The organism is Paeniglutamicibacter kerguelensis, from assembly GCF_017876535.1.
In the GTDB taxonomy this organism is placed as follows: domain Bacteria; phylum Actinomycetota; class Actinomycetes; order Actinomycetales; family Micrococcaceae; genus Paeniglutamicibacter; species Paeniglutamicibacter kerguelensis.
In genome coordinates this window covers 480,359-504,164 of record NZ_JAGIOF010000001.1, presented here as the reverse complement: position 1 = coordinate 504,164, position 23,806 = coordinate 480,359, and the positions used below count along the sequence as shown (strand labels likewise).

Annotated in this window: 17 protein-coding genes, 1 tRNA gene and 1 pseudogene; 3 read left to right on the top strand and 16 right to left on the bottom strand. The window is 60.7% G+C overall.

The features are described 5' to 3' along the window. Positions 1 to 144: 144 nt before the first annotated feature. The 7 genes from sufU to JOF47_RS02250 form a co-directional block, all read right to left on the bottom strand. Positions 145 to 600, bottom strand: coding sequence for a Fe-S cluster assembly sulfur transfer protein SufU (sufU, locus tag JOF47_RS02280; protein ID WP_209995697.1), 456 nt, complete (start codon positions 598 to 600; stop codon positions 145 to 147). Further along, on the bottom strand, positions 597 to 1,913 hold the full coding sequence (locus JOF47_RS02275; protein WP_342592685.1) for a SufS family cysteine desulfurase: 1,317 nt from the start codon (positions 1,911 to 1,913) through the stop codon (positions 597 to 599). The genes sufU and JOF47_RS02275 overlap by 4 nt, the downstream gene beginning before the upstream one ends. Positions 1,914 to 2,292: 379 nt before the next feature. Further along, positions 2,293 to 2,874, bottom strand: coding sequence for an aminoacyl-tRNA hydrolase (gene pth, locus JOF47_RS02270; protein ID WP_209995696.1), 582 nt, complete (start codon positions 2,872 to 2,874; stop codon positions 2,293 to 2,295). A 21-nt stretch (positions 2,875 to 2,895) separates the two neighbouring features. Then, the gene (locus JOF47_RS02265) at positions 2,896 to 3,465 is read right to left on the bottom strand and encodes a 50S ribosomal protein L25/general stress protein Ctc (RefSeq protein WP_209995694.1); all 570 of its coding nucleotides are present in this window, start codon (positions 3,463 to 3,465) and stop codon (positions 2,896 to 2,898) included. Between the two features lie 293 nt (positions 3,466 to 3,758). After that, complete coding sequence (locus JOF47_RS02260; protein ID WP_209995692.1) at positions 3,759 to 4,739, bottom strand: ribose-phosphate diphosphokinase; 981 nt, start codon at positions 4,737 to 4,739, stop codon at positions 3,759 to 3,761. Between the two features lie 43 nt (positions 4,740 to 4,782). Next, positions 4,783 to 6,255 (bottom strand): bifunctional UDP-N-acetylglucosamine diphosphorylase/glucosamine-1-phosphate N-acetyltransferase GlmU, encoded by a 1,473-nt coding sequence (glmU, locus tag JOF47_RS02255; RefSeq protein ID WP_209995691.1) that lies wholly within the window; start codon positions 6,253 to 6,255, stop codon positions 4,783 to 4,785. Between the two features lie 97 nt (positions 6,256 to 6,352). After that, positions 6,353 to 6,425, bottom strand: a tRNA-Gln gene (locus JOF47_RS02250). Positions 6,426 to 6,560: 135 nt separating this feature from the next. On the opposite strand from JOF47_RS02250, the gene JOF47_RS02245 reads away from it, so the two are divergent. After that, positions 6,561 to 7,211, top strand: coding sequence for a TetR/AcrR family transcriptional regulator (locus JOF47_RS02245; protein WP_245356218.1), 651 nt, complete (start codon positions 6,561 to 6,563; stop codon positions 7,209 to 7,211). A gap of 103 nt (positions 7,212 to 7,314) precedes the next feature. After that, a pseudogene (locus JOF47_RS02240) lies at positions 7,315 to 7,688 on the top strand (LbetaH domain-containing protein); the annotation flags it as partial. 490 nt (positions 7,689 to 8,178) lie between these two features. Here JOF47_RS02240 and JOF47_RS02235 read toward each other — a convergent pair. The 9 genes from JOF47_RS02235 to JOF47_RS02195 all read right to left on the bottom strand — a co-directional run bounded on the left by JOF47_RS02235 (position 8,179) and on the right by JOF47_RS02195 (position 22,634). Then, a complete protein-coding gene (locus JOF47_RS02235) occupies positions 8,179 to 8,367 on the bottom strand; it encodes a hypothetical protein (protein ID WP_209995690.1) in 189 nt (62 codons plus the stop codon). A gap of 296 nt (positions 8,368 to 8,663) precedes the next feature. Beyond that, positions 8,664 to 11,237 carry a response regulator transcription factor gene (locus JOF47_RS02230; protein ID WP_209995689.1) on the bottom strand — a complete coding sequence of 858 codons (2,574 nt, stop codon included), beginning with the start codon at positions 11,235 to 11,237 and terminating at the stop codon, positions 8,664 to 8,666. A gap of 65 nt (positions 11,238 to 11,302) precedes the next feature. Beyond that, complete coding sequence (locus JOF47_RS02225) at positions 11,303 to 13,405, bottom strand: helix-turn-helix transcriptional regulator (protein ID WP_209995688.1); 2,103 nt, start codon at positions 13,403 to 13,405, stop codon at positions 11,303 to 11,305. A 148-nt stretch (positions 13,406 to 13,553) separates the two neighbouring features. Continuing rightward, positions 13,554 to 16,322: a LuxR C-terminal-related transcriptional regulator gene (locus JOF47_RS22260; RefSeq protein ID WP_209995686.1), complete on the bottom strand. Its 2,769-nt coding sequence runs from the start codon at positions 16,320 to 16,322 to the stop codon at positions 13,554 to 13,556. 119 nt (positions 16,323 to 16,441) lie between these two features. Further along, a complete protein-coding gene (locus JOF47_RS02215) occupies positions 16,442 to 18,250 on the bottom strand; it encodes an ABC-F family ATP-binding cassette domain-containing protein (RefSeq protein ID WP_209995684.1) in 1,809 nt (602 codons plus the stop codon). 17 nt (positions 18,251 to 18,267) lie between these two features. Next, positions 18,268 to 19,209 (bottom strand): 4-(cytidine 5'-diphospho)-2-C-methyl-D-erythritol kinase, encoded by a 942-nt coding sequence (locus tag JOF47_RS02210; RefSeq protein ID WP_209995683.1) that lies wholly within the window; start codon positions 19,207 to 19,209, stop codon positions 18,268 to 18,270. Continuing rightward, on the bottom strand, positions 19,206 to 20,087 hold the full coding sequence (rsmA, locus tag JOF47_RS02205) for a 16S rRNA (adenine(1518)-N(6)/adenine(1519)-N(6))-dimethyltransferase RsmA (protein WP_209995681.1): 882 nt from the start codon (positions 20,085 to 20,087) through the stop codon (positions 19,206 to 19,208). The genes JOF47_RS02210 and rsmA overlap by 4 nt, the downstream gene beginning before the upstream one ends. 169 nt (positions 20,088 to 20,256) lie before the next feature. Beyond that, entirely contained in the window at positions 20,257 to 21,357 is a 1,101-nt protein-coding gene (locus JOF47_RS21720; RefSeq protein WP_342592684.1) for a resuscitation-promoting factor, read from the bottom strand. Positions 21,358 to 21,671: 314 nt separating this feature from the next. Continuing rightward, positions 21,672 to 22,634: a TatD family hydrolase gene (locus tag JOF47_RS02195; RefSeq protein WP_209995679.1), complete on the bottom strand. Its 963-nt coding sequence runs from the start codon at positions 22,632 to 22,634 to the stop codon at positions 21,672 to 21,674. Positions 22,635 to 22,811: 177 nt separating this feature from the next. Between JOF47_RS02195 and JOF47_RS02190 the strand changes: the two genes are divergently transcribed. Further along, positions 22,812 to 23,792, top strand: coding sequence for an AAA family ATPase (locus JOF47_RS02190; protein ID WP_209995678.1), 981 nt, complete (start codon positions 22,812 to 22,814; stop codon positions 23,790 to 23,792). Positions 23,793 to 23,806: the final 14 nt, after the last annotated feature.

Sequence of the window (23,806 nt, the reverse complement as noted above, 5' to 3'; positions counted from 1 at the left end):
GCCGGGAGACAAGCCCGCTGCACTGGAAAGGGCCTTGGTCCTGCAACCGATTCTTCATCGGGGGCAGGACCAAGGCCCTTTTTCTGCAACCGGAGTACGGCCTCGCCTGGGCGTTGTCCGCCCAACAGGCTACAACGGGCGGGGTCAGGCTTGGGAATTCGCCGCCAGCAACGCTGCCTCTGCTGCAACCCAGGAAAGCATCGCGCATTTGACGCGTGCAGGGAACTTTGAGACCCCGGCGAACGCCGCGGCGTCGCCCAGGATTTCCTCGTTCGCCTCGCGTGCACCGCGGGAGCGCATCAGTTCGCGGAACTCCTCGAGGATGCCAATGAATTCGTCCCGTTCAAGGCCACTGGCCATTTCCGAGAGCACGGATGCCGAGGCCATCGAGATGGAGCAGCCGTCGCCCTCCCAGGAGATGTCCTTCAGCGTGGTGCCCTCAAGCTGGACACGCAAACGGATTTGATCCCCGCACACGGGGTTGTGCTGCATCGATTCTCCGTGCGAACAACCCTCCGGGGCCTCGTTGAGCCCGTCGCCATGCCGGGCCTTGGCATGTTCCAGAATGATCTGCTGGTACAGCTGGTCTAGTTCGCTCACTTGCTGACTCCGAAGTATCCGCACACATCGGCCACCGCATTGAGCAGCGCGTCGATGTCGCTAGTGGTGTTGTAGAGGTAGGTGCTGGCCCTTGTGCTGGCGTTGACGCCAAGCGCACGGTGCAGCGGCTGCGCGCAATGGTGCCCCACGCGCACGGCGATGCCGCGGGCATCGAGGAATTGGCCTACGTCATGCGGGTGCACGCCGTCAACGGTAAACGGCGCAGTGCCGATGCGGGCAGCCCCGGCTTCTGGCCCGAGTACCCGAATTCCGGGGATTTGCCGCAAGCCGGTGAGCATTCGCTCGCCCAGGTGTTCCTCCCAGGCTGCAACCCTGTCCATGCCCACCTCTTCCAGGTAGGACACTGCGGTGGCCAGCCCGTGGGCCTGCGAAATACGCTGCGTGCCCGCCTCGAAACGCATGGGTGCCGGGAGGAATTCGGCCTTCTCCATGGTGACGGAGGTGATCATCGACCCGCCGGTCAGGAACGGTGGCATGGCATCGAGCAACTCACTCCGCCCGTACAGTCCGCCGATGCCGGTGGGACCAAGCATCTTGTGGCCGGAGAATGCCATGAAGTCGACGTCGAGCTTCTTGACGTCGACTGGCAGGTGCGGAACCGACTGGCAGCCGTCGAGGACGGTGAGCGCCCCGACGTTGCGAGCCAACGCCACCAGTGCCGACACGTCGGTGATCGAGCCCAGGACATTGGAAACATGGGTGAAGGCGAGCACGCGCGTACGCGCAGAAATGATCTGTTCGGCCAGATCCATGCGCAGCGCGCCGTGTTCGTCAACGGGAATGTACTTCAACGTGGCGCCGGTGCGGGCGGCAAGTTCCTGCCAAGGAATCAGGTTGGCGTGGTGTTCGAGTTCCGTCACTACGATTTCGTCGCCTTCCCCCAACGCAAAGCGTTTGGCGGCTTCCCCGCCAAGGCCGGCACTGGCGTTGGCGAAGGAATAGGTGATGAGGTTCAGTGCCTCGGTGGCGTTTGAGGTCCAAACAAGTTCGTTTTCGTTGGCACCGATGAAGTTGGAGACCGTTGAACGTGCTTGCTCGAAAATGTCGGTGGCTTCAACTGCCAGCGAGTGCGCCCCACGGTGGACCGCGGCGTTGAAGCTCTCGTAGTAGTGCTGTTCCGCTTCGTACACGCAACTGGGTTTTTGCGACGTGGCACCGGAGTCCAGGTAAATCAGGGCCGAGCCGTTGATGCTGCGCTCAAGGATCGGAAAATCTGCTCGAAGACGCGATATCTCAAGGTCATCGAGTCGTTCGATGTGGGCATCTTGCGGCTGGGGCGATGCACTGGACACTGTGGAATCCTCCGAAGTCTGATTTCATGCCGAAGCGTCCCCGCGGGCGCCGCCATTATGATGGTTGCCTCGCCAGAAATCGCATCTTGATTACGGCATCAATTTCTTCGCTAATTGTCCCACGCCGTGGCGGCGTGGGCACCTAAGCCAAACCTTACCCACGCTCCGCGGGCACAAAAAAGAGGCCGGTAGCAGGATGGGGGTGGCCCAGTCTCGGAGGCCGCCCACTACCGGCCCCTAGTCTTTGGGGCCAAAAAGGCACTAGATCATTCTAGGAGCTACACGATGGTTGAACAAATTGATGAATCAGCATTCGGAGTACTACTATTTCCGTCTACCGCTGTCAGAGCGGGGTGGAGGCCTGTCCGGCCCGCCCTTGTTACGAAGTGTGAACCTTCAGTTGAGCAGCTTCAAGCCCCAGGCGCACCAGATACTCCACTGCATCCGCTGAGTTATCGACTAGGAAAGGAAGATCTTTCTTCTCATCCTTGGAAAAGTCCTTCAGCACGTAGTCGGCGGTTTCCATGCGTCCGGGAGGACGCCCCACACCGACTCTCACCCTCAGATAGTCCTTGGTTCCCAGAGCCTTGGAAATATCCCGCAGCCCGTTGTGCCCGCCTTCGCCGCCACCAAGCTTGAGCTTGACGGTGTCAAAGGGGATGTCAATCTCGTCGTGCACGGCGATGACGTGGGTTGCATCGATGCCGAAGAACTTGGCCAGGTTGCCCACCGGTCCCCCGGAAAGATTCATGTACGTCATGGGCTTGGCCAAGATCAATCTCGGCCCGCCGATCCCCAGCCGTCCCTCAAGGATTTGGGAGCGCGAACTGTGGGTCTTGAATTTGCCGCCCATTCGGGAAGCCAATTCATCAACAACCATCTGCCCGACATTGTGCCTATTATGCGCGTAGCCGGGCCCGGGGTTCCCGAGCCCGGCTACAAGCCAGGTATCGCTAGTCATGCGATGAAAAATACCCGAAGATTACTCGGCAGATGCTGCTGAGTCGGCTTCAGAAGCTACTGCGTCGACGGTTGCAATAACAACGTCGCCCGGGATGGCCAGTGCGGTGCCTTCCGGAAGAACCAGGTCCGAGGCCAGGATGTGCGAGCCCGCGGCAATGCCAGCGACGTTGGCAACAACGAACTCCGGAAGTGCAACAGCTTCGGCTTCAACGGCGATGACGGCGTGGTCCAGCGACAGGGAAGCGCCAGCAACGAGGTCGCCCTGGACGTGAACGGAAACCTCAACGGTAACCTTTTCGCCCTTCTTGACGATCAGGAGGTCAAGGTGGTCAACGGTCTGGCGCAGGGCGTGGCGCTGGATGTCCTTCACCAGGGTGACGGTGTCTTCGCCGTCAACGGAGATGTTCAGCAGGGCGTTGGCGCCACGAACAGCAAGGGTGGTTGCAGCGGCCGGAAGCAGAACGCGTACTGCTTCGGTGCCGTGACCGTAGATGACTGCAGGGATCTTCCCGGCGCGGCGGGCCTGGCGTGCGGCACCCTTACCGAAGTCGGTGCGCAGTTCGCCGTCAAGCGTGATGATCTTGCTCATGATTTCTCCTAATGGAAGATGATGAATTGGTTCTTGCCCCGCTCGGGCCTAGAAGCAACATCATCCATTTCCTCTTCAGGAGAAGGACGCTACATGCGTTTCTAGCCTCGTCGATAACGGACCCGCATTTGCATGCAGTTCCCTCGCCTGGGCACAAGCATTGATTTTAGCAGGAGTTGCGTTGGACAAGGTAATCGTGGCATTCCCCGGCAGCGAAGCACCAACGAAAACGAGGACCTCCCGACGCCGGGCGGGCGTCGGGAGGTCCTCGTAAAACCTATGAGGCGTTGGCCTTAGGCGTTGCCGTCGAACAAGCTGGTGACCGAGCCGTCTTCGAAAACTTCCTTGATGGCGCGGGCCAGCAACGGAGCAATCGAAAGCACCTTGAGGGTGTCGAAGCGCTTGGATTCCGGAATCGGAAGCGTATTGGTGACAACAACTTCGCGCGCACCACATTCGGCAAGGCGCTGGGCTGCCGGGTCGGAGAAGACCGCGTGGGTGGCGGCGATGATGACATCCTTGGCGCCTGCATCCTTCAGCACCTTCACAGCGCCGGCGATGGTTCCGCCGGTGTCGATCATGTCATCGATCAGCACGCAGGTGCGACCCTCGATCTGGCCGACAACGGTCTTGGACACTGCCTGGTTCGGGACGGTGAGGTCGCGGGACTTGTGCACGAAGGCCAGCGGGGCGCCGCCCAAGCGTTCGGCCCACTGCTCGGCAACGCGGACTCGCCCGGTGTCCGGGGAAACAACGGTCACCTGGTCGTCGCCGACCAGGTCGCGAATGTAATCCGCCAGCAGCGGGATGGCAAAGAGGTGGTCGACCGGGCCGTCGAAGAAGCCCTGGATCTGCGCAGTGTGCAGGTCGACGCTCATGATGCGGTCCGCGCCGGCGGCCTTGAACAGGTCGGCGACCAAACGGGCCGAGATCGGCTCGCGGCCGCGTCCCTTCTTGTCCTGGCGGGCGTACGGGTAGAACGGTGCCACAACGGTGATGCGACGGGCGGAGGCGCGCTTCATGGAGTCAACCATGATCAGCTGCTCCATAAGCCAGTTGTTCAGCGGTGCAGGGTGGGCCTGGATGACAAAGACATCCTTGCCGCGTACAGACTCGCCCGAACGAACGTAGATCTCGCCGTTGGCGAAGTCATATGCGCTGATCGGAAGCAATTCGGTGCCAAGCGCCGCTGCCACCTCCTCGGCTAGTTCCGGGTGGGCACGCCCTGAAGCTAGAACCAGCTTCTTATCGACGTTATGGCTCAATTCGCTCATGGGATCGCTTTCTCGCTCGAACGGGGATCGAAGGTGATTGGTTTTACTTTGCCGAATCCGCTGATTCGGTGGCTACACCGGAATCAAGGGCCGACTTGAAAGCAGCTTCTGCAGCGGGGGAACCCGGGCGCTTGGCAAGCGTCCAGCCCTCGGCATTATGTTGCGGTGCCACGGAGAGGGCAAGCGCCCCCGCCGGAACGTTCTTGCGTACGATGGCACCGGCTCCGGTGTATGCGCCGTCGCCAATGGTCACGGGGGCGACAAAGACGGTGTTGGAGGCGGTGCGCACGTGCGAGCCAATGACGGTGCGGTGTTTGTTGACCCCGTCGTAGTTGGCGGTGATGTTGCCACAGCCGATGTTGGTGAATTCACCGATTTCGGCATCCCCGGCGTAGCCAAGGTGCGAGAGCTTCGATCCACGGCCAACAACGACGTTCTTGGTTTCGTAGAAGGCGCCGATCTTGGCGTCGGGGCCAAGATTGGTCTTGGGGCGCACATAGGCAAACGGACCCACCGTTGCGCCCTCGGAAATAATTGAGCCCGTGACATCCGAACGAACGATCGTGGCGCCGCGGCCCACGGAGGTGTCGGTCAAGGTGGTGTCCGGGCCGATGACCGCATCGGTGCCGATCGCGGTGGTGCCATGGAGCTGGGTGCCCGGCTTGATGGTGACATCGTTGGAAAGTGCGACCTCGACATCGATCCAGGTGGTGGCCGGGTCAATGATGCTGACCCCGGCGCGCATCCAGGCTTCGAGGGTGCGTCGGTTCATTTCCTTGCCCAAAGCCGCAAGCTGGACACGATCGTTCGCGCCTTCGACCTGCCAGCGGTCCTCGGTGACAACCGCTGCCACGCGGCCGCCGTTTGCCCGGGCGATGCCCAAAACGTCGGTGAGGTACATCTCGCCCTGGGCGTTTTCCGTGGTGACTTCGTTCAGTGCCGTGCGCAGGATTTCGGCGTCGAATGCATAGATACCGGAATTGACTTCGCGAATGGCGCGTTCTTCGTCGCTGGCGTCCTTGTGTTCGCGGATGCCGGTGACGGTGCCGTCCGCGGCGCGAAGGATGCGGCCGTATCCGGTGGCGTCGTCAAGCAGCGCGGTAAGAACCGTCACGGCGTTGCCTTCGCTGTCGTGTACTTCCACGAGTTCCGACAACAGTTCGGTCGTCAGCAATGGGACGTCGCCGTAGGTCACCACGACGGTGCCTTCAAGGCTCTCATCCAGCTTTTCCAGGCCCAGCTGTACCGCACGTCCGGTGCCAGGGATCTCGTCCTGATCGGCGATGATCGCATCCGGGAGGATCTGCAGGAGGTGCTCGACAACGCGTTCACGTTCGTGGCGTACCACTGCAACGAGCTTTGAGGGTTCCAGGCCACGCGCGGCAGCAATCGCATGCCCGAGCATGGAGCGACCACTGATTTCGTGAAGGATCTTGGGCTTAGCCGATTTCATTCTGGTTCCCGCGCCTGCGGCTAGGACAATGACGGCAGCTGGTGCGTTGGCTTGAACGCTCAAGATTTGTACTCCCTGTACTTTGGCTAGCCGGACCGGCCCAGCCTGGCTTCACCATTCTATCTTGTGAATTTCACCAAGAATTTCATTGGGTGATGCGTTCCGCCCATAGGACTCGAACCTATACTCCACAGCTCCAAAGGCTGGGGTGCTGCCAATTACACCAGGGCGGATTGTGCTTCGAGGCCTGCTCTAGGACACAGTCAACTATTCTGCCACGACTGGGACCTTTGATGCGACTTGGTGCCCATGCGTGTCCCGACCGTCTGTAGCCCGACAATCGGCTTTTCCTGCGTACGATGAAGTACATGAGTGCCATTCAACGCCCCCGCACCCGAATGACCGGGGTCCAGCGACGACTACAACTGCTCGATATCGCTCGTCAGTTGTTCTCCCTGCGCGGGGTTGACGGAACCACCATCGAGGAAATCGCCACCGCCGCCGGGGTATCGAAGCCCGTTGTCTATGAACACTTCAGCTCCAAGGAAGCCCTCTATATGGAGGTGGTGACCAACGAGTACAGGGAGTTGCTGACGCGCATCACTGATTCTCTTTCCGGCGATGATTCTTCGCGCGTGTTGCTCGAGAAGGCTGCGCTCGCTCTCTTGACCTACATAGAGGACTGCACCGAAGGCTTTCGCATTCTCGTGCGAGATGCTCCCCCGTCGCAGCCCGAAGGCACATACTCAACACTGTTGACCAAGGTCACTGAACAGGTTGAGCACATTCTGGCCGACGAGTTCTCACGCCGCGGCTTCAGCGCCGAAGACGGCTCGATTTATGCGCAGATGCTGGTGGGCATGGTCGCCATGACCGCCCAGTGGTGGCTTGATGCACGGCATCCCGACAAGCGCACGGTAGCGGCCCATGTGGTCAACCTCGCTTGGTATGGACTCACGGGTCTTCGCAAGGAACCCGGACTACGCGACCAGATGGCGGCACCCGCCACCGAGCAGTAGCCCCAAAGGATTCCCTGGGCTGGGCCCTTGTGCAGAGGCGGCTTCTTCCTCCAAGGTTAGGGAGAATAGGAATCTCGCTGACTGATGATTTGGGGAATCAGTAATGACGCATGTTGAGGAATCTGCAGATGTCGCCTTCAGTGCCTTTTTGGGAGCTGAAACCAATATCTGGCATTTGGCGCAGGTACGCGAAGACGCCGTTCTCGGCGAGCAGCGCAATGTGGGCTGGGGTGCCTATATCGGGCCCGGCGTTCGACTCGGCAATCGATGCAAAATACAAAACTATGCGCTGGTCTACGAACCTGCAGTACTGGGCGACGGCGTATTCATTGGCCCGCAGTGGTGCTGACCAACGACCTCTTTCCGCGTGCGATCAACCCCGATGGCACACGGAAGTCAGGCGATGACTGGGAAATGGTCGGCGTGACCGTTGGCCAGGGAGATGCCGTTGGCGTCAGGGCAGTTTGCATTGCCCCGGCTTTGTGAAAGTAATCCGATGGTTTTTTCGCGGGAAACCTCGCGACCGCTGGAACGCGTACACCAGGGGTGCCCGGATCGGCGGCGAGTCGTAGGACTGTGCCGTTTGCGAGAACCCGGAAGGAGCCGACGGCTGCTGGGGGGGTCGATCACTCGTTGGAGAGGATCGCCAACCGCCGGCTCCAGTCCTTTGTTTACAAGTGGACCCATCTATTGGATCCGCTTGCCACCAGATGATCCCGGTCTGGGAATCATGAATCATGTGAACCGGATTCACGCCATCGACCAAACGGGACCTTCTGGGGTATCTCAAACACTAGACAATGCAAGGCCCCTGCTCACGCGTAGCAGCTACCTAATTCTTCGCAATCCACTACGTGAAATCGGAGCCACGCCACTCGAAGAAAAAGGTTCATGATTGAAGCTCCCGCCTACAGCCGACCGTCGAGGTCCTCACGTCCGGTGATCCCACGTTTGGCGAAGACCCGTATTAGGGGGCCTTCGCCAGGTTGCCCCAGGCTTTTCCGCCCAGCTCCTTGATCCAGGAATCCAGCTTGCGCAGCACGACACCGCGCAGGCGTTCGCTCTTCGTCCCTTCGAGGTTCTGCAGGGAAACGGCAAGGAGCTCGGTGCCCAGTCCGGTTTCACCGCTGGAGAAGAGCTCTTCTGCGGCATTCACCAATGTCGTTATGTCCGTAGAGGCCGTCGTCGAGACCGCAGCGGCCAAGGCGCCGTTTCGGCGACCAACACCGGGAGCGCAAAGTTCCTGGAGCCTGGCCGTTCCCTCGTTGTTTTTCGATGGCCCGGACGCCGATTTCCAACACAGGATCAGTAGCTGCTGTTCCGTATGGAAACGCTTAGGCAGTGCAAATCCACCCTTGCTCACGCGTAGCAGCTACCTAATTCTTTGCAATCCACTACGTGAAATCGGAGCCACGCCATTCGAAGAAAAAGCTGCATGGTTGAAGCCCCCGCCTACAGCTGGCCGTCGAGTTCCTCACGTCCGCTGATCCCAAGCTTGGCGAAGACCCTGTATAGGTGGCCTTCAACAGTTCGTTGAGAAACCACCAGCTCCCGTGCGATTTCCTTGTTGCTTAGGCCTTGGCCAACCAGGGAAATTATCTCTTTCTCCCGGTTCGTCAAAACCCTTTCATTCAGGACCTCGGCCAGGTTGCCCCAGGCTTTTCCGCCCAGCTCCTTGATCCAGGAATCCAGCTTGCGCAGCACGACACCGCGCAGGCGTTCGCTCTTCGTCCCTTCGAGGTTCTGCAGGGAAACGGCAAGGAGCTCGGTGCCCAGTCCGGTTTCACCGCTGGAGAAGAGCTCTTCTGCGGCATTCACCAATGTCGTTGTGTCCGTAGAGGCCGTCGTCGAGACCGCAGCGGCCAAGGCGCCGTTTCGGCGACCAACACCGGGAGCGCAAAGTTCCTGGAGCCTGGCCGTTCCCTCGTTGTTTTTCGATGGCCCGGACGCCGATTTCCAAAGCAGGATCAGTAGCTGCTGTTCCGTATGGAAACGATTTTCGACGTGGGCTTTTTCGATGAGGTTCTGCAGATAGCCGGTATTCTCCAGGCCTCGCGAAAGGCTCCGATACGCTGCAGCAAGCAACGTCGCGTCGGAGTTCTCCAACCCCATGTACCCGCGATTCGTCGGGTTGTCGCGGAAACCTCGATCATCGCATGCAGGGTCACGGCTGGACTCGGATAATTCGTAGTCGTGCAGGGCCTCTGCCAGTACGAAGAACCGATCAGGGTCGTGTACCGCGAGCTCCGCCCGGGCCTCTTCCAAGAGTTTGCCGGCGAGTTTCCAGCGGCCTTCCTGGACCGCGGAAAACGCGGCCCAAAAGTGCAGGGTGCCACTCCAAATCAGATGTAGTTCAGGTGACTCCGGTTCATGTGAAACAGCCAAAGCCCGTATCTTCGCATAGTCTCCTACGGCGAAAAGTGCGCGCAATGCGGTGGAAATGACCTGATATCCGGCAATGTACTCATTTACGGAACCTGACGGTATGGACTTGAGCGATTCCAGCGCCGTATCGGCGGCTTCCACGAAACGCCCGAGGGTCATCATTATTCCGCTGCTGATATCTCGACAAATGAGATACTCAAGGCTTCCGTATTCGCTACTCGCCGCAAACCGTTGAGCCTTGGCCAAAATGGCCCGCGGGTCTTGCCGGGCTGCCAGATCGACCCAAAGTTCCAATACCTCGATCGCCCGCCTGTTGAGCGCGACTTCAGCGATGTCGGCCGATGCATCCTTGGATTGAATGAGCTCGGTGCGGACCTTCCAGTCTTGTAGCAACGCCCCAATCTCATCATCGGTGTCTCCGCCATGCCATAGGGCGGTTGCCCTCAGCGATTTGAATTCTCGCAGGAGCCTGAGATCGTCGCACTGGTGCAGGGCCCGATCCACGATTCCAGCGACTGATTGAAAGCGCTTCAGCCCCAACATTGCCTTGGCACCGTGCATGGCGATGTCCGAATTGGTTTCAAGCGCCCCGGTGAGCTGGCACAGCCTCCAGGCATTGAGAAAGTCCAGGCCGTCATTTGCCTTGGAAATGGCATCAATGAAACGTTCGGTTGAGACGCTGTCTCCGCTTTCACAGGCCCATAGCAAGGAATGGGGCAGACTTCCGTAGGCCGGTGTCAGCTTCGATACGTGTCCCCACAACTGTGCGCTTCGCCCAGGAGGTACGAGGTCACGAAGAATCTGCGCGTACAACGGCGCCGCGATTTCTACCCTGGATTCGGCCACGTATTTCACTAGTCCTGTGCCCAGCAGCCGTCCAATGTCCGCACCAGAGACTTCTTCCAGGACTGAAACTTCTTCGGCCCCTCCCAGCGCCAGGACCTCAAGTGCCTTTGCATCTGCAACATTCAAACGTTTTTGGATTTCCGATACCGCAGTGGACAAATGCAAGTCATTGTCCACGTGCGATTGAGTAAGGATGTACCAGCCCTTTGATTCAATGAGGATTTCTTGCTCGCATGCAGAGCGCAGGAAGGCGCTAACAAGCAAGGGGTTGCCGGCACAGGCCGCAGCGATCGAATGTGTGGTTGCGCTTGTGGGAGGTCCACCAAGGAGCTGCCGCGCAAAGTCCGCCACCTCGTGCAATGACAATGCAGCGAGCGATATTCGCCCCAGGCGCGCACCGAGTTCCGTGCTGGCAACCACGGGTTCGGTATGCCCCTGCCCGACGGCCAGCAGGACCAACCTTATGCTTCCGGCCAACGCCAGTTGCGACAGGACAAAGGCGCTTGCTACGTCCAAGAAATGTGCTTCTTCGACCACGACAAGTGGCTTGGATCCGCCGCTCGTGGGCGCGAAACGATGCGTGAGATAACGTAGAACACTAATTTCGGACAGCTGTGCCTCAAAGTCGATTAGCAATGGCGAAAGGGCTCCGAACACGTTTTCGCCCAAAATCGGCGAACAGAGCAGATGCACCGCTCCCTCGAATTCCCCACCGAGCACGTCGGCCAGCAACGCAGTCTTCGCGCTGCCGATCGGTCCGGATATCACCGCCCCGTTCGATGTTTGTTCACGCATCAATTTGATGAGCTCGGAACGTGCATCGTGAGCGGCTCGGTCGGCTACTACGTGGCCAAGGGTTCTCATACTTTGACGCCACTGCCGATTTCCAGCGAAGCAACCATTGTGCTCAATTCCCTTCGTCCACCAATCGCCAATTTGGAGTAGATCTGGTAGAGATGCCCCTCCACCGTACGAATCGAAACGCCGGCATCCTTGGCGATTTGTTGGTTGTTCAGTCCTTGCGCAGCTGCCGTGGCAACAAATTTCTCGCGTCTGGTCAGTACTTCGAGAAGCGGGCTTTCGCCTTCCAGGAATTCTTCGCGCGCGGCCTTCGAATGCGAGGTGTTGCTCTTGCGTCGACGATTGACCCAACTTGCAACCAACGATTGGCCGGATGGCGAGAGCTTTTCCAGCGCGCCATTGGCACGTGGAAGGGCAAAAACCACCAGCCCAGCGTCAATCATTGCTTCCAGCCCTGCCAGCAGCTTGGATTCAAGGTCGCGTTCTGAAACGGAAGCCATGAGTGTCAACGCGGTTCCTGACCTAGATGATGCACAATCGACCTTATGATCCGAAAGCCGATTGTGGAATTGATATCCATGCCGCAGCCCGACAATCAACTCGAGAAGTTCTCGCTGGCTGACATTCTCGTGGAGCTCATCGGTGATTTGCAGGTCACGCCCCGCAGTAGTCTCCGGCGAGGCCAGCAATTCGGTAAACCACCATCGAGCCGAATCCCAGTGTTCGGTGAAAGGCAACGAGGTATGCCGCGACGGATCGCCGATATCTTGAATAAAGTTCCGCATGGATCGTATGAGCCACAAATCGTATGTTGCCTCGGAGTCTTCCAACTGGGCATACATCGAGTCGAGAACTGGCTCTGCCTGGTGAAATCGGTCGGCGATGACATGCAAGATAGCCTGCGCCACGGCGATGACCTCGAAAAGTTCCGCTGGAAGTTCTTCAAGATACTCGGGGAGTATCCGATGGATGGCCTGCTCGGCGTCCTCCAGCTCTCCGTCCAGTAGACTGCTCCGCAAACCATCGAGCAACCGGCACAAGTCGAACGCCCGGGTGTTCTCACTGCCAGCCAATTCCCGATACCCATTGGGGTGACCGGAGATGAAATCGAAGAAGTTTCCTTCATCGGATCCGGTACTCGAGTTTTGGTTCGACGGTTCTACATGCATTTCGCTCCTGAGCACGTCTTCGAGAAGTCTTGAACTGAGCCTGATGGCCTCCCGATTATTGCCGATGCGCTCCACGAAGCCCCACCCAATCAGGTGGTCGACGTCGGCAAGCTCGCTTTCCTTCAGCGGCGATATAGTCATCGATCCTGCAGCGGCAAGACGTTGAACCAGCCGGCGCTCGGCGTCACTCAAGATGGATAATTGGGAGAGTGCCATGGACTCGACCCTGGCTCCGTGCGGCCACGGCCCATGTTCCAGGATCAGATGTCCATCACGAACCGCAAGTTTTCCGCTGGCAACGGCGTCGTGTGCAAGAGCTTCCAACCACCCGGGGCAGCCTTGGCTGCGGCGCCACATTTCTGCGGTGGCCACCGGTGTGGGCACAACTCCAAATTCATCGATGAGCGCTTGGTGCGCCTCACCAACGGTAAACGGATCAACGTTTACTTCGTGGTACCCCGGGCCGCCGCAGAGTGGAACGAACTCGGCGGGCAGGAATTCTGCATGGGCGGCCAAGATGACCAGCAGAATGCTGCGGCTGTAGGCCATTTGCGACAGTACGGCGCGTGATTGCGCATCCAGTAGCTGCGGAAACTGCACCACGACCACGGGCCGGCAGCCGGCAGGACGTGCCATCTTCGAAATGGAACGAATGACGTCGGCGGGCCCAATTGAATCATTTGGTCCGATATCGGTCAGCAGGAATGCAAGTGCCCCGTAGTTCAGCCTTTGGGCATAAGCCGTTCCGACGACGTAGATGAGCTCGTTGTCCTCGGCCACCTGTCCCTGTGCGAGAGCCAGGAGCGCAACCCGATCGTCGCCATGGCCACCGAGCATGACCAGCGCCGTTGCAGAGTCCTCTCGGAGCAGGGTTTTCAGTTCATCAAGGTATATTTCACGTGGATTTCCCCCCAAGGATTTTTCAACGTACTTTTCCCCATTCGCATTGGCTTTACCCCCAAAATTAGGACGCCAAGCATAGTCTTCAGTCATCGTCACCCGTTCCCCAAAGCCGGATAGATCAGCGAAAGACCGCCCCCAAGGAGGTCTTTTGCCACTTCGTCCTCATCCTACGGCGGTTCCGTAGCCTAATCATCAGTAGTGGAAATACTTGATTCACTCGTTTGTCCTTTTGCGGTACTTAAGTATGTTCGGATCGGTTGTCAGTGCGACCGGCGGAATCAGCCATTGCGTCTAGATACAGTTTCCCCAGGTCGAGGCGCGAACCGACGTCAAGGCGCTGATAGATCTGATACAGGTGCCCTTCAACGGTCCGTACCTTGACTTGCAACCGTTCTGAGATTTCCTTGTTGCTGGCACCGGTGGCAACTTCGGCAACAATCATTCTTTGCCGGTTTGTCAGTGACGAAACACGTACAGACGCAGATCCGTTTGCGGCTCCGATTTCGCCGGTATCCGACTCAGGCAGGACATAAAGTGGTCCCGCCGTCCGCAGGTCGGCGATTTGGCGTGGATTCGCCGCTTCTTGGGATTCGACGGCCGTTGCGAAGGACTTGTGGCCCATCGCCCATGCCTCCGTCACTGCCTGTGCGCGCTCGGAGCTTTCCGTTTCGCCGAAATGCCTAACCAGCGATTCCACTGTGGCCGCCAGCGAGCCATCAATTCTTGCCGAGCAGGAAAGCAGCTTCTCGAGCCCCTCACGATGTCCAAAGCGCAGCAACATCATGCGGTTGGTCAACTCCAAGGTAAACGCCCCCCTCGCGAGATTCTCTTCCGCCTGATCGTGCAGCATCCGAAGGGCTTTTTCACGAGCACCCAGATGGAAATGGACTATCGCGGTGAGGACTGCCACGGCTTGGGCGGTCTCCCACTGGGCCGGGGTCGGCATAAGGTCCAATTCCGCAAGGTGTCCCGCGGCTTGAACCTCATCGACACTCGATGCCGCCAAAGCAGCGGCAGCTATGGCCAGCGGCAACTGGCCGTCTGGATCCAAGGTTCGCAGTTGTTCGATTTCCACCTGAAGCTGCTGCAATGCATCTTCTGTATGACCCATGAAAACGTATACGAGCGAGGCGTACAAACCCTTGATTTCGACGATCCTGGGAGATTCTTCTCCCCCGGTCCAGGCAGCCTCAATCGAGGTGAGGGCCTTGCTCCATTCTCCTGAAATCAGGTACAAATCGGCCAGGTGCTGGCGAATCCTCTGGTTCGTCGAAACTGGCAATAGATCTTGCTGAAGCAGGAGAACCAATTCTTCCCCCCTTCTAAGGGCGGACCTGACGTGCCCGGCGCGCACGGAATGCAAGTTGTGGAAGAACTGCCAACGTAGCAGGTCATCGGCCCTCAAATTCGGATGCGTATACGGTGGATTGCTGATCCAGAGCCGTTCACCAACACGATAGAGAACCTCGGATTCTATGAGGTCGAGTTTTCCGGCTAGCTCCTGCAGTCGTTGTGAGTCTGTACGCCCAGCATTGATCCACGCGGCGATGGCGTCTCGTGTCGCGGCAAAGATCTCGCGCAGACGACCTCCGTGAGAATGCGACCGTATGGCTGCGATTTGCGTCGCCGCGATTTCCAGACGAATCATGTGCGCCAGGTTTTCCGGCATCGGGTTGAAATCCGGCGCCGGTATTCCCGAACCGAACAGTGCGCGCAAGCGCTCCAGGATCTCACCGGCATGTTCTAGGTATCCCCCGCCTATGAGGGCTTCCAACCGAACCAGGTCGGTTTCCGGGGACGCATCGTGCCCCTCATTGAGGATTTCCAGACAGAGATCGGCATGCCCTTCGGAAAGTGCCTCCAGTGCAGCGTCGTGAACCAGCCCAGGGCTGGTTGGCAGGCCGGCTATTTGTTGCCATTTGAGCCTTACCGAAGGCTTCAGCAATGCTTCGTTGCCCGGAACACCCAGAAAAATCTCGAGTAGCTCACGGGCCTTCCCCGGCGCTGTGGCATCTGCAACAACTTGATGACTGAGTGTTCCCTGTAGGCTCACTTTTCGCGAGTATCTTCCACGAATTTCCAGCAGCCCTTGGGCATGCACGGAATCGACGACATCGGCATCACCGACACTCATCAAGGCGCTCAATGGAATTTCCTCGGATAACGCCAACAGCTGGAGCGTCTCAAGCTCCTTGCCCTTGGCCCGCTGTGCCGTTGTCGTATGGATTGCTCGGCTCCGCGGCCCAATCGGACCCTTGGCGCCGTTGACAACCCAAACGTTTCCCGAGCGGACCAGATAGCACTGTTCGTACCAATCCTGCACAAGCGCGGCTATGAGGTGCAGTTGCCCTGAAGAGGACCTCCACAGTTGATATGACGTGGCCCGGCTGACCTCACCCCCCAACGCCATTCCCATTCGACGATGCGTTTCGCTCAGGGTCAAGGGCATTAGCCGTATTCGCTGCAAGCGCACAGAGCCGATGAGGTCATCACGTTCCTGGTGGTTGGCCGAGGGCAGAGTTGTCGTCAAGCACAACAGGGCAACGGCATTGGCAAGCGCCAAGGCAGACAGGAATGAAATGGCATGGGAGCCAAGCCGCAAGGCTTCGGGAACAAAGACAACGACTGGTCGTCCCCCGGATTCCCTTTCCAGCATTTCGTGCGCGCCGCTCAGCTCCTGGAACTTTGTTTCCTCGTCCTGGTGTTCCACGCGATCCAAGACCCGGCTGAAGGCCAATGTTGCACGTTGCTGCTCCGGAAACCCCAAATCCAAGATGAGGGCCTTGCCATGCAATCTGCGCATGACAGCGGCAGCCATGGTTCGCTTGCCCGAGCCCGCAGGCCCCTCAAGCAAAGTGCCCGGTCCGTTGAGCAATGCGTCGACGGCTTGATTGACCAGACCGTCCCTTTCAAAGACGTCCCAGTTGAAATCGATACTGCGTTGCGAAGCGAAAAACCGATCCGCTGAAGGTGCCTGTGAGTCGGCGACCGCCCCAAACCAATCCACTTATACCTACCCTTCCCCGTGGGGCAATCTTGCCACTGAAAAAGAAGATTGGATAGACCACCTGTGGATATGCAGTTTGGAGGTGGGTTGGCCGGGCGGCCGGGGAAGCCGCCCGGCGCTTACTCGCCGAGAATTTCCGCGGCCTCCAGCCACGCCATTTCCAGCTCTTCCTTTTCCGCTTCGACGCTCTGCAAGGTGGCGTTGAACTTGTTCACCTCGTCGAACTTCATGGCTTCCGAGGCGGCCGCCATTTGGGCATGAAGCTTGTCGATCTGAGAGTCCAGCTTGCCCATCTGTCGTTCGACCCGGTTCAGTTCCTTTCGGGCCTCGCGCTTCTCGGCCTCGCTTGGACCGGCGGCCTCGACGGGCACGGCGGATCCGGATTTGTCGGTCGGGGCCCCCGTGCTTCCGCCGCCCTGAACGCCCGATCGAAGTTCCAGGTACTGGTCCACGCCTCCTGGCAAGCCGCGGATCTTGCCGTCGCCAAGCAGGGCCACCTGGTGGTCGGTGACGCGTTCAAGCAGGTAGCGGTCGTGGCTGACGACCACGAGGGTGCCCGGCCAGCCGTCGAGCATGTCCTCGATCGCCGCGAGGGTGTCCGTGTCCAGGTCGTTGGTGGGCTCATCGAGCATCAACACGTTGGGCTCGCCGATGAGCAGGCGAAGCAACTGCAGTCGACGACGCTCGCCGCCGGAGAGTTCCTTGACCGGGGTCCACTGCTTGTCCGTTCCGAAGCCCAGTTGTTCGGCGAGCTGGCCGGCGGAAACTTCCTTGCCGCCGACCTCGAAGGACATGCGTTCGGACTTGATGACCTCGATCAGGCGCATGTCCGCGACCTCGTCGAGTTCCTTGACCTCCTGGGTGAGGATGGCGGTCTTCACGGTCTTGCCTCGCTTGATCTTGCCCGCAGTGGGCTCGATCTCGCCGTTGAGCAATCGCATCAACGTCGATTTTCCGGCGCCGTTGACACCGACAATGCCGATACGTTCACCCGGGGCCAGACGCAGGGTGATGTTGTTGAACAGTGGCTTGCCGGTGCCGAAGTCGAGGGTGACGTGCTCGAGGTCAAGCACGTCCTTGCCCAAGCGGGCGGTGGCCATCTTGTTCAGGGCGACGGTGTCGCGAGCCACCGGGACATCAGCGATGAGGGTGTTTGCGGCCTCGATGCGGAACTTCGGCTTGGCGGTGCGGGCCGGGGCGCCGCGGCGGAGCCATGCCAGTTCCTTCTTGACCAGTTGCTGGCGCTTGCTTTCGACAACCGACGCGGTGCGGTCGCGTTCGGCCCGGGCCAGCACGTAGGCCGCGTAGCCGCCGTCGAACGGGTCAACGATGCCGTCGTGGACTTCCCAGGTGCTGGTGCAGATTTCGTCGAGGAACCAGCGGTCGTGGGTGACCACGAGCAGGCTGTTGGCGTTGGCGCGCCAGCGGTTTTTCAGGTGCTTGGCCAGCCAGGCCACGCCCTCCACGTCGAGGTGGTTGGTCGGCTCGTCGAGCATGATCACCTCGTGCTCGCCGATGAGCAGCTTGGCCAGGGCCACGCGGCGCTTCTGGCCGCCGGAGAGCGATGAAACCTCCGCGTGCCAGTCAACCTCGCCGACCAGACCGCCCATGACCTCGCGCACCAGCGGGTTCGAGGCCCACTCGTGGTCCGCGGCCTCGCCGACGATGGCCTCGCCCACCGAAAGGTGCCCTTCGAGCACGTCGGACTGGTCAAGGTAGGCAACGCGCACGTCGCCGCGCTTGGTGACACGCCCCGAGTCCGGGGTGATGCGCCCGGCCAGCAGTCGCATGAGCGTGGACTTGCCGTCGCCGTTGCGACCGACCATGCCGATGCGGTCGCCGTCCTCGAGGCCCAGCGACAGGGAATCGAGAACGGTACGGGTGCCGAAGGCCATGGAAATGTTTTCGGCGCCGAGCAAATGTGCCACGGGTGGGGTGCTCCTAGCTAGAGGGTTGGTTCGGTGGTGGGCAGGATGCTGGCTCCGGGAACCGGGCCGTGCACGGCGGTCGTCGCCACGCCCGCCTCGTCCGAGAGCTGGTTCATGATTTCTTCCCCGTGCGCCGGATCCCGCGCCAGCAGGGCCAAGGTGGGGCCGGATCCGGAGACCAGCGCGTGCAGGGCGCCCGCGGCCTCGCCGAGGTCACGCACCACGCCGAGTTCCGGGGCCAGCGCCAGGGCGGCACGTGTCATGTCGTTGACGAGCAGGCCCGAAAGGGCATCGAGGTCCGCATCCATCAGGGCACCGATCATGTCCGGGTCCACCTCGGTGGGGGTCGATACGTCCTCGGTGGCGCGCAGCCGGTCCAGCATGCCGTAGACGCGCGGCGTGGACAGGCCGTAGGAGGCGGGAACCAGCACCCAGTCGGTGCGTTCGCGCAAGAGCAGCGGGGCCAGCATGTCCCCGACGCCCAGGCCGACGGCGGCTCCGCCGTGCAGGGCGAAGGGCACGTCGGCTCCCAGACGGCCACCGAGCAGGGAGAGTTCCTCACGGTTCAGCCCGGTTCCCCAGAGCGCGTTGCAGGCCACCAGGGTCGCTGCGGCGTCGGCCGACCCCCCGCCCATGCCGCCGGCGATAGGCACGCGCTTGGTGATGCAGAGGTCCACCCCGGCGTAGTGACCGGTGTGCTCGCGCAGCATCATCGCGGCCTTGACCACTAGGTTGTCCGGTCCCAGCGGGAACGAATCGGGGTCCGAGACCGCGGTTGAATCCGGGTGCAGCGAGACGTGGATTTCCTCGTCGTCGCGGCCGGTTGCCGAGACGTCCTCGTAGAGCGACACCGCCAGATAAAGGCTGGCCACCGAGTGGTAGCCGTCTTCACGGGGTGGACCAACCTTGAAGTAGCAGTTGATTTTTCCCGGCGCCCGGGCGGTGATGGTGCGGCTCATTCGGTACCGGATTCCAACTTTTGCTTGGCCTCGGCGATGGCCGTGAACTCGAGGATGCCGAGCTTCTCGCCGCGGGCCTGCGGGTCGATGCCGGCTGCCACCAAGGCCGCCTCGGCCTGGGCCGGGGATCCGGCCCACCCGGCCAGTGCCGCGCGCAGCGTCTTGCGGCGCTGGGCGAAGGCGGCGTCGATGACGGCAAAAACCTCTTGGCGGCTGGCGGTTGTGACCGGCGGCTCGCTGCGTTCGAACCCGACAAGGCCCGAGTTGATCTTCGGTGCGGGCCAGAAAACGTTCATGCCGATGACGCCGGCCTTTCGCATGGTGCCGTACCAGGCACCCTTGACGCTGGGGACCCCGTAGGTCTTGTTGCCGGGTCCGGCCGCCATGCGGTCGGCAACCTCGTCCTGCACCATGACCAGGCCATGCTGCAACGAGGGGAAGTGCTCGAGCAGGTGCAGCACCACCGGCACCGCAACGTTGTACGGCAGGTTGGCCACAAGCGCCGTGGGCGGATGCGGAAGCTCCGTGATCTTCATGGCGTCGGAGAGGATGACCGTCAGGTTGTCCGCTTTCTCCGGGCGGAATTCGGCAACGGTCTGCGGCAGGCGCGCGGCCAGCTTCGGGTCGATCTCGACGGCAACCACGCGGGCCGCGGCGTCGAGCAGGCCAAGGGTCAGCGAACCCAAGCCGGGTCCGACCTCAAGCACGGTTTCGCTTGGATCCAGGCGCGCCGTCGAAACGATGCGGCGGATGGTGTTTCCGTCAATGACGAAGTTTTGCCCCAACGTCTTGGTCGGGCGTACGTCGAGCTCACCGGCAAGGCGGCGAATGTCGGTGGCGCCGAGCAGCGGCGGCGGGGTCGATTCTACGGAAGTCACGTTTCAATCTTAGTTCAGGCACCGGCCCGGGCGGACCGGCGGTCCGGGGGAAGCACGGGGCGATGCGCTCGGGGAAGCCCGATGGGCCCCGCAATAGCGCGGGGCCCATCGGTCAATATGGTTTGTGCTGTTGCCGGCGTTCGCCAGGAGGCGTGCCGTGCGTTGGTTCCTAGCGCAGGCCCAGCTTGCTCGAGCAGGCCGGCCAGTGGCCCCAGCCGCCGCTCTTGCGCAGCTTCTCGGCAGTTGCCACCTGTTCGGCGGCGGTTGCCTGGTGCGGAAGCGCGGCGTACTTGGTGCCGCCCGCGCCGGCCCAGCTGCTGGCGGAGAACTGCAGGCCGCCGTAGTAGCCGTTGCCGGAGTTGATCGACCAGTTGCCGCCGGATTCGCACTTGGCCAGGGCCTTCCAGGTGGCCGAAACGCTTCCGGGGGCCTTGGTGGCCGCCTTGGGCTTGGGCTTGGCCTTGGTTCCGATGGAGATTTCTTCTTCCACCGGCTTGGTGGTGACCTTCTCGCTGACCAGTTCCTTGTCGGCTTCCTTGCCGTTGCGCAGGGTGACCGCGTAGGTGAGGGTTCGCTCGCCGTCGACGCCCTTGGTCACGGTCTTTTTGGTGCCTTCAAGTGCCTTGGCGTCCTTGACGGTCTTGGTGCCATGGGCTATCGGCTCGGTTTCCTTGACCTTCTTGTTCTCCACGCGAGTGACCTTGATCTTCTGGTTCTCGGTGACCTCGGCAGCAGGCTTGACGCTGAGCTCGTCGTCCTTCCCGAGCTTCACCTTGGCCTCGGCCAATACATCGGCAACCGTGGCGGCCGTGGTGTCAAGATTCTTGGTGTCGCCGTCGACCTTGATCGTCACTACCTTGGGAGTGGAAATGTCGATCGCGGTGCTCAGGTCCGCAAGCTCAAGTGCCGGACGCTGTGCGATCGCCGCGTCGGATTCCACATCAAGCTGCTCGAGGACGTCGGCAACGGTCAGGCCGGTGGTGTGAACCACGCGGTCGACACCATCGATGCTGACCTGCACCGTCTTGTTTCGCTTGATGTCGATGGATGCCCCATCGGCAACGGCCGTCTCAAGGGCCGGCGAAACCGCATCGAGGCTGGAGACCTCGATCTGCGAGTCCTTCAGGACATCGGCCACTGTCGCGGCTCGGGTGGATACGCTTTGGCTCTGACCGTCAATTGCCACGGCGACGGTCTTGTTGCCACCGACAAACGTGACAAGACCGAGGATCAACGCGGTTAGGACGGCTGCTTGCGCGCCGATTTTCACCCAACGATTCTTGAAGGCATTCTGCACAGGATTCCAAACTTAGTTCTGATCCAGGCACGGGGATCCCAGCCTTGCGCGGCTTCAACCACGGGTTCGATCATGAACCGCGCGTGGAACCGTTGTTGCGCAAGGTTTGGCGTTTTGAGGCACCGTCCGATGCCGCAGAAGTGCCGGCACCAAACGGATTCCGACCGACACTCTGCAGCAACAAACGCACCCGGGAACCTTCCCCGATCCCGGCTACTTTTGATCAACCGTAATCGAATCGTAATAAGGCTGCAAGTGAAGCGTGCTTGAGTTGTGGGAAAAATGCACTAAAAGGCGCCGTAGGCGCGCTGCGTGTTTTCGGCGAGCGTCCGGCAGTATTCCTCCAGCTCGACATCCACATGGTCGGCCATGAAACGCACGGTTTGCGGGATCAGGTAGCTGGCGTTTGGCCGCCCCCGGTACGGGTGCGGGGTGAGGTACGGGGCGTCGGTTTCCACCAGCACCAATTCCGGCCTGGCCACCGACAATGCTTCACGAAGGTCAAGGGAGTTCTTGAACGTCACGGTTCCGGAGAACGAGAGGAACCAACCATTGGCGTTGCAAATTTCTGCCAACGCAGCGTCCCCCGAGAAGCAGTGGAAGACCACGTGTTCCGGCAGCTCTTCACTTTCAAGGACACGCACCACATCGAGATGTGCGTCACGATCGTGGATTTGGAGTGCCTTTCCATTTTCCCTGGCAATGCGGATGTGCTCGCGGAAGGAGGCCTCCTGCGCCGGACGCCCCTCGGGGCCCGTGCGGAAATAGTCCAGTCCCGTTTCCCCGACGGCACGGACTCGCTCATGGCCGGCGAGCGCCTCAATCCTGGCGATCGCGGCATCAAGCCCTCCGCTTGCGGCAAGATCCGCCGCGTCATTGGGGTGGATTGCCACGGCGGCCAGGACCCTGCGGTCCTCGCTGGCGGCGCGCACCGCGAATTCAGACGACTCGACATCGCAACCGACCTGGATCACCCCGGGGACCCCGACGGCATTTGCCGCGTCCAGCGCCTGCGCAACGCTGACGTTGACCAGGCCGTCACGGAAATCCAAGTGGGTGTGATTGTCGGGAACGCCGAATGGCAGGGGTTCCGGTGCGGGCGGGTAGTGGAGGTTTCGCTTCTTGCCCTGCTCGTTTTCGCTGCTGCGGGCAAGTTCCCCGTCCGCGCCTTCCTGATTCGCCGCGGGCAGGTATGCCTCGGGAACCCCGTGGGCGCCCCCGCCCTTAGCGCCGCCACTGCCCTTGGCCATCAATCCAGCTCCCTCAATCCACGGTTTTTCGTCCCGGAGCGTTTGCCCACAACGTATCTAGGGTACGCGGCTCACCCAATCGGGTCCCGCCGAACGTGACATCCAGCACAGCAATGCCGGTATCGTTGAAGTAAGGACTTCACATTTACTTACTGCCGCACTTCAGGAGGACATTGCATGTCGCTATCCACCGAGCCCCAGATCTTGTCGGCCGATGAATTTGGCCGCGTCTGTGAACAGGTCTTGTCCAGCATCGCCACGGTGATCGACGGCAAGGCCGAGGTGGCACGCACTGCCCTGATTGTCCTGCTCGCCCAGGGTCACCTGCTTCTGGAGGATGTTCCCGGCGTTGGGAAAACCATGCTTGCCAAGACCCTGGCCAAGACCGTCGACTGCACGGTCCACCGCATCCAGTTCACCCCGGACCTGTTGCCCTCGGATGTCACGGGTGTTTCGATTTTCAACCAGGACACCCACGAGTTCCAGTTCCGCCCCGGGCCGGTTTTCGCGCACATTGTCATCGGCGACGAGATCAACCGCGCCAATGCCAAGACGCAGTCCGCGCTGCTCGAGTGCATGGAAGAAGGGCAGGTGACCGTCGACGGCATCACCCATCCCCTGGGCAACCCCTTCATGGTGATCGCGACGCAAAACCCCATCGAGCTGGAGGGCACGTTCCCGCTGCCCGAAGCGCAGCGGGACCGTTTCATGGCCAAGATCTCCATGGGATACCCCGACGCCGCGGCGGAAATGTCGATGCTCGAGTCCCACCAATCCACCTCTCCCTTGGACAAGGTCCGCCCCGTGCTGGACCTGGCGACCTTGCACACGCTGATCAACACCGTGGCGGCGGTGTTCGTTTCGGAGCCGGTCAAGGAGTACATCGTTGCCCTGGGCCGGGCCACCCGCGAACACGGCGAGATCCGGTTGGGAGCCTCCCCGCGTTCCCTGTTGCAGCTGCTGCGCGCCGCAAAGGCCGAGGCCGCATTGAATGCCAGGGATTACGTCCTGCCCGAAGACGTACGGACCATCGCCACCGACGTCTTGGGGCACCGCCTGATATTGCACCGCCGAGCCGAAGCCGCCGGCACCAACGCCGAATCGTTGCTTGCCGCCATCCTCAACTCCATCCCGGTTCGTGCCGGTGCCCGCGGATAACCCTCGGAAGCCGC

Coding starts and splice junctions, on each gene's coding strand:
- pth (WP_209995696.1), bottom strand. CDS start 2,874: ATGACTAGCGATACCTGGCTTGTAGCCGGGCTCGGGAACCCCGGGCCC.
- JOF47_RS02265 (WP_209995694.1), bottom strand. CDS start 3,465: ATGAGCAAGATCATCACGCTTGACGGCGAACTGCGCACCGACTTCGGT.
- JOF47_RS02260 (WP_209995692.1), bottom strand. CDS start 4,739: ATGAGCGAATTGAGCCATAACGTCGATAAGAAGCTGGTTCTAGCTTCA.
- JOF47_RS02245 (WP_245356218.1), top strand. CDS start 6,561: ATGAGTGCCATTCAACGCCCCCGCACCCGAATGACCGGGGTCCAGCGA.
- JOF47_RS02230 (WP_209995689.1), bottom strand. CDS start 11,237: ATGCGTGAACAAACATCGAACGGGGCGGTGATATCCGGACCGATCGGC.
- JOF47_RS02225 (WP_209995688.1), bottom strand. CDS start 13,405: ATGACTGAAGACTATGCTTGGCGTCCTAATTTTGGGGGTAAAGCCAAT.
- JOF47_RS02210 (WP_209995683.1), bottom strand. CDS start 19,209: ATGAGCCGCACCATCACCGCCCGGGCGCCGGGAAAAATCAACTGCTAC.
- JOF47_RS02195 (WP_209995679.1), bottom strand. CDS start 22,634: ATGGCCAAGGGCAGTGGCGGCGCTAAGGGCGGGGGCGCCCACGGGGTT.
- JOF47_RS02190 (WP_209995678.1), top strand. CDS start 22,812: ATGTCGCTATCCACCGAGCCCCAGATCTTGTCGGCCGATGAATTTGGC.